General features: G+C 66.3%; 1 protein-coding gene. It reads right to left on the reverse strand.

What is annotated here, in order from left to right:
* Positions 1–313: 313 nt before the first annotated feature.
* The coding region (locus tag ASF98_RS16225) for an Ig-like domain-containing protein (RefSeq protein ID WP_055803779.1) at positions 314–5435 on the reverse strand (5122 nt) is incomplete at its 5' end.

Genomic DNA, 5435 nt, shown 5'->3' on the forward strand with positions numbered 1-5435 from the left:
CACACCGCCGTCGTTCAATTCCACCTCAGTGGTCTTAAACCCCGGATAAATCACCGCACCCGCCACCAACGCAGCACCGGCCACCGCAAAAACCGTGCCCGAAACCAACTTCCTGCGGCGTTCCCTGAGACCCAGCTTGCCGAACAGAGTTGTCACCAGTTTTCAAATCCCTCAAAATCGCAGCCGCCCCCAGGGCAGCGTTTCCAAAGACCCGGTACCGGGCTCTCTGTTTCCCGCGACAGCCTACCCAACCATCCGGCGGACCGCGATGGGGAGCTCTCCCCGGCTGCCTGACCTGCGGCTACGCCCGTCATCAACACCGCGGGATCCCGTGGGAGTACGGCTGACCGAGCTGCGAGTGCCCCGCAACCATGTAGTAGCCCACGTTTCGGTTGGATCCCGGCTCGACCCGATAGAACGGCTGATCCGGCGTGTTAGTCCATTGGTCGTTCATCATGACGTAGCAGTGGACCACGATCCGCTCGCCGCTGTTGACGTAGAACCACGGCGGAGTGTCGCCCTTGTTGATGCCCTGGCAGTCGAAGTACGGGTTCGGCCGGTAGCTGGCCTTGCCGTATTCGAAGGTGCAGGTGCGCACTAGGTCCGTGCCCTTGACGACGGTTGTTATCCATTCGCCTTGCGCCCCGGACTTGGCGGACGCGGAAACCACTCCGCTCTCGGTCCCCAGGGAGTTGACGGTTTTCACGTCGATCCGGTGGGACTCAGCGAATCCACCGGTGTTGATGACCCGGCTGCCGGACGCGGCAACGTTTTCCCAGCCGCCGCCATCAATCCTGATCAACGTCGACGCGACGTCGTTGGTCGTGGTTGACGGGGAAGACCAGCTCAAGGTCAAGGACTTCTGGTTCATGGCACCGTCCTGTCCCGAAGCCGACGGCGTGCCTGGCGAACCGAACGGGGTGGCCGATGCGCCGGAACTGGCGTTAGAGCTTGGCGCCACGGTGGAGTGGGCGATCACCGTAATCGTGGTCTGTGCACCGTTGGTGAAGCCGCCCACGGTCTGCCCTGGCGTGATCGGACCGGTCTGGCCGGTGCTGGCGTTGTAGCTGTAGCTCACCTCGCCGTGGGCCGAACCATTGCGTTCTGCTGCGGTCAGCTCCTTGAAATTGATGGTCACCTGCCGCCCTGCTCCCCCGGTGTCTGCCACGGCGGCGCTGACCCCGGAGACCTGGCCCAGCTTGCCGGTGGCGCGCCGGGGCGCCGACGGCGGACTGACGGCGCCCTTCCCCGCCTTGTTTTCGGCCTGGACAGTAAAGGTGTACTCAGCTTCGGAATTGTTGGCCGTGAAATTGGCGGTGCGCACGGTGCCCGCGATGGTCTGCGTTTGCGGTGCGCCGCCGCCTCCACTCATGGTGACGTAGTAGTTCTTGATCGCGTCCCCGTTGGTGTCGGGTTCGGACCAGTTCACGCGCAGCTGGTTGGTGGTTCCCACGGCAGAGGCCACGGCCGACGTCGGTGCCGCCGGTGCCGCGGGTACTCCAGCCGGGTTGTCCTCGGAAGAGTAGATGCCCCACTCGGACGGGCCAAGCTCGTTGACGGCCTGGGCGCGGACCTTGTAGCGCACGCCGTTGGTCAGGCCGGGCCACGTGTAGGTCAAGCCGGTCACACCGTTCTTCACGGCGATTCCGCTGGCCGGCGGCGGGGAGATCTCCAGGTTGTAGCTCTTAACGGCCGAGCCTTCAGTCTTCGCCGCAGGCCAAGCGATCACCATGTTCTTGTCGCCCGCTTTGACCGTGGGCGCCTCCGGCGGAGACGGTTTCTCGTCCGGCCGGATCTCGTTGGAGGGCGGCGAGGATTCCGACTCACCGACGTCATTGGTGGCCGTGACAGCGAAGACATACTTGACGTCATTCGTCAGGCCGCTGAGCGTGCAGGTGGTGGTGGCGCAGTCCTGGCTGAAGCCATTGGACCGCACGGTGTATTTCGTGATCTGCGCACCGTTGTCCGACGGCGGAGCCCACTTCAGGACGGCGGTGCGGCTGCGCACGTCCGTGGCGGACGGTGCCGAGGGGGCGTCGGGTTTGTCACGGACGGTAACGCGGACCCTGCCGCTCACCTGGCGTGACGGGTCATCCGTCTTGTCCGAGACCGTGTACCGGAGCACCATAACGCCCTTGGAACCGTCCGCTGGCGTGAACGTGATGGAGTCCCCGCTAATGAGGGGTTGTCCGGCGGCGGAACCGGTCTCCACCGCAACCGAGGCGATCTTCAACGGGGCATCGCTGAACGGATTGAAATCGTTGGCGAGGACGTTGATGGTCTCACTCCGGCCGGCGTTGGCCTTGTCGATGACATCCTCATTGGCCGTAGCGAGCGGCCGGTTGGAGGCGACGACGGTGGCCGTCACGGCGGCTTTCACCGGACCCGAGCGGCCGTCGGTGACTTTCAGCGGGATGGCGCCCTTCCGGCCTGCGGCCAGGCCGGGTTCCGCACTGACCCTGAGCGTCTGGCCCTCGATCGTTGCCCTGAAGCCTTCCGGCAGGGTTCCGTCAAACTCGAATTTCAGCTTCTCCTGGTCTCCGTCGTCAACGTCCTTGGCCAGGTTGCCCAGTTCCAGGCTGGCAGTTTCAGCCAGGGGCACCTCGAGGTCGGTTCCGCTGAAGACTGGATCGTGGTTGGCATTGGGGTCCGGAACCACTCTGGTGATCACGGTCAGGGTGGACTTCAGTCCCTGAGGATCGTCGGGGCCGGCACCGTCCGTGACTTCGAAAGTGACGGAGCCGGGCCCGACGTAGTCCTTGAGCGCGGCGTAGCGCAATGCGTTTCCGTCCGCGGCGATGACGTTTCCGCCATCGGCGCCTTGGACGCGGACTTTGTCCGCCTGCGTGATCCGGGGTGTGCGCCCCTCCCGGACGCGGACGTACTCGTTCAGGTCGATGGCGGCTTCCTTGCCCGCCATCACTTCGACGACGTCGGTGCGTGCCAACGACGGGTGCTGTTCGCCCTGCCCGGGAACCCAGATGACCGCCGTCGAGCTTTGGCCGTCGACGTCGGTGACGGTGTACGGAACCAGCTGGTCCGTCGGTGCAAGGCTGACCAGCATGTTGCCCTCACCTCCGACGCGCGCGTTGGGGTTGCCGTCGGGCAGGCTGATCTTGAGGTCGGCGGCGACGCCATCGGGGTCGGAGTCGTTTTTCAGGACCGGGACGTCTACGGCGGACTTCCCCAGCGTCTCGGCCTGAGTGACCACATCGTCCTGTGCGATGGGCGCCTTGAGGGCGGCGTCGGGGCTAACCCGGACCCGGATCACCGCGCTCCCCTGGGCCTTCTTGTCGTCCTGGACCTTGTAGCTGACGCTCTCGTTGGCGGCAGCGCCGGGCGCCGTGAGCAGCACCTTGCCGCCGTCGGCGGACTCAACGCGGAGCTCCGGGCGCGCCTCGAAGGCGTTGGAGACCAGGCCGATCGGGTCCCCGTCGGGGTCGGAGTCGTTACTGAGGGCGTCCACGGCGATCTGTCGGCCGGGGCGGACGTCGACTGCGTCGTCCACTGCAATGGGCTTCTGGTTGTTGGCTTCCGGCGGGGCGATGCCCACAATCACCGTGCCGGTGTTTTCGGCGCCGATCCGGTCCCGGACACGATAGGTGAAGGTGTCTGTGCCGGCGGCCGTTCCGGTGGCGGTGAACGCGAGGTAGCCGTCCTTGACCACGGCCGTTCCCATTGCGGGGGCCTTGTCCACGCCGATCAGCTGCACGGAGTCGCCGTCGGAATCGATGCCGTCCAGGGGCACGGGGATCCGCACCACCATGCCGGCCACCACGCGGGCGGTCAGGTTCTTCGGCTCGGGGCGGGTGTTCCGCTCGTCATCGCGGGCGCGGATGCGGATGGTGACCTGCTGGGAGTCCGACTGCCCGGATTCGTTGGTGACCTTGTAAATGGCATAAACCGTCTTGGGCACGTCCCCGGCGATGAACCGCAGGGTGCCGCCGGAGCGGAACATGCGGCCGTCGGCGTCGTCCGGCTTCTGCGCGAGTTCGGGCTCAAGGGTGAGCTTGCCGCCGTTGGGGTCGGTGTCGTTCTCCAGGACGGGGATGGTGACGACGTCGCCGGTCCGGACCGAGGCCTCGTCCGGTTTGGCCTGCGGTGCCTGGAGCTTGGCCGGTGCCGGTACCACCAGCACGGCGATGTCTCCGCCGGCCGAGGCTTTGCCGTTGGAAATCGTGTACTTGACGTTGAGCTGGCCCTGCGCCCGGATGTCGGTGATCCGGACGACGGAGTGGTCCAGGACTGACGCGCTGACCGGCTGGCCGTCGGCCGCCGTGACGGACTGGACCACCAGCACGCCGCCGGAGGGGTCCGAGTCGTTGCCGAGGACATCCACCAGTACGCTGCCACCGCTGGGCAGCAGCGCCGTGTCCCGGACGGCGACGGGCGCACCGTCGCCATTGCCGGGAACCACATCCACGCGGACCAGTTGCTGGGCACTGGCCGGACCGTTGGTCACAAGGTAGGACACGTAGTGGGCACCCTGGGCCGTGGAGTTGAAGGTGAAGGTCTGCTGGTCCGCGCCCATGGTGGCGGTGGAGTTTCCGTCCGGAGAGACCTGGGCAAGCCGGAGCGCTCCGCCTTGAGGATCCGAGTCGTTCTTCAGGGGTGCGATGACTGTGTCCACGCCGGCGACTGCGACGATGTGGTCCGCGTTGGCTATGGGCGGAAGCGCGCCCGGTGCGCGCACGTCCACGGTGACCTTGCCCTCGGCGGTGGACTGGCCGTCGGACACCGTCAGGGTGACCACTTTGCGGCCGGGCTCAGAGCCGGCGTCCTGGAAGCTGAGCAGGCCGTCCGGCCGTGCCTTGACCTGGTCGCGGGGGTCGCTGCTGCTGGCGCTGACCACGTAGAGGTCGTCGCCGTCCGGATCGGTCCAGTCCGTGAGGATGTTCTGGCTGACGAGTTTGCCGGACTGCACCACCAGGGTGGTGTTCCGGTTCGGCTTCTGGCGCGGGGCGGAGTTCTCCCCCGGCGGGATGATGTTGAGGGTGACGTCCGCGGACGCCGTGAGACCGCGGCCGTCGTCGACTGTGTATTTGAACGTCTCGGAGCCGGTCTTGTCGGCCGGCACGCTGACCTGGAAACCGGTGGAGCCGTAGATCGGCGCGAGGACGCCGGAACTGATGGCGTCCGGAGCGCGGACGGTGAGGATGTCGCCGTCGGGATCGGTGTCGTTGTCCAGGACGGGGAGGATGGCGGTCTTGCCCGCGCGGACGCCGAAGGTGTCCGGTTTGGCGACCGGTGCGCTGTTGGGCTTGGTCCGGTCAGGCAGCACGGTCTGCTGGACTTCGTCCGCGGAGTCCTTGTCGGCATCATCGGAGGTCTGTTGCGGCGGGATGACGTCGTCCCAGTTGTTGACCAGCTGCATGTTCTGGTTGACCAGCCACACATTGCCCGAGTTCACATCGTTCAGCACCACCAGGTCCCGG

The sequence above is a fragment of the Arthrobacter sp. Leaf337 genome (assembly GCF_001423745.1).
Classification (GTDB): domain Bacteria; phylum Actinomycetota; class Actinomycetes; order Actinomycetales; family Micrococcaceae; genus Arthrobacter.